Origin of the sequence: Citrobacter sp. S55_ASV_140 (assembly GCF_018919505.1) — a bacterium.
In the GTDB taxonomy this organism is placed as follows: domain Bacteria; phylum Pseudomonadota; class Gammaproteobacteria; order Enterobacterales; family Enterobacteriaceae; genus Citrobacter; species Citrobacter werkmanii.
The window spans coordinates 1-932 of the sequence record NZ_JAHLQZ010000403.1 but is presented as its reverse complement, the minus strand read 5'-3'; the positions used below and the strand labels follow the sequence as shown (position 1 = coordinate 932).

The window sequence follows — 932 nt, the reverse complement described above, 5'->3', positions numbered from 1 at the left end:
CCGGTACGCCATGGGCGATACGGCTGGCTTCAACGCCATACTGCATGCAAAGCTCAGCAATATAGTTGGCGGTCGCCTCTCCTTCGACCGTGGGATTGGTCGCGAGGATCAGTTCGTTGATTTGCTCAGACGCCAGTCGCTGTTCAAGGCGATCCAGCCCGATATCATCAGGGCCAATACCGTCCAGCGGCGACAGGTGCCCCATCAGCACGAAGTAACGTCCAGAAAATTGGCCGGTTTGCTCAATGGCATAGATGTCCGCCGGACTCTCCACCACACAGATCTGACCGTTTTCCTGGCGACGCGGGTTCGAACAGATATTACAGACATCCTGCTCTGTGAAGGTGCGGCAATCGGCACAGTGGCCGATTTCCGACATCGCCTTCGTTAACGCCTGCGCCAGACGCATCCCGCCGCTGCGATCGCGCTGAAGTAGCGTGAACGCCATGCGCTGCGCAGACTTCGGGCCAACGCCCGGCAGACAGCGCAGTGCTTCCATAAGCTGAGTTAACAGCGGGCTGGTTTGCATCAGAACGGCATCTTAAAGCCAGGCGGCAGCTGCATTCCGGAAGAAACAGAAGCCATCTTCTCTTTCTGCGTCTCTTCAATGCGACGCGCCGCGTCGTTGAATGCCGCAGCGACCAGGTCTTCCAGCATCTCTTTGTCGTCTTCCAGCAGGCTTGGATCGATCTCCACACGACGGCAGTTGTGCGCGCCGTTGATGGTCACTTTTACCAGACCCGCGCCAGATTCGCCGGTCACTTCCAGCTTGGCGACTTCTTCCTGCATCTGCTGCATTTTTTCCTGCATCTGCTGGGCCTGTTTCATCAGGTTACCCAGACCGCCTTTACCAAACATAGGCTTCTCTCTCAATCACGTTAAGGGATGACGACCGTCCAACCATCAGGCTGGCGATCAAATGGGGCGAATAC

General features: G+C 56.9%; 2 protein-coding genes. Both read right to left on the bottom strand.

Translation table 11 applies throughout. The annotated features are described in order from the left end of the window. Positions 1-529, bottom strand: a 529-nt coding sequence (gene recR / locus KQJ18_RS24165) for a recombination mediator RecR (protein ID WP_216422980.1), incomplete at its 3' end; no start/stop codon positions are given. Then, positions 529-858: a YbaB/EbfC family nucleoid-associated protein gene (locus tag KQJ18_RS24160; protein ID WP_003021764.1), complete on the bottom strand. Its 330-nt coding sequence runs from the start codon at positions 856-858 to the stop codon at positions 529-531. The genes recR and KQJ18_RS24160, both read right to left, overlap by 1 nt. Positions 859-932 lie beyond the last annotated feature (74 nt).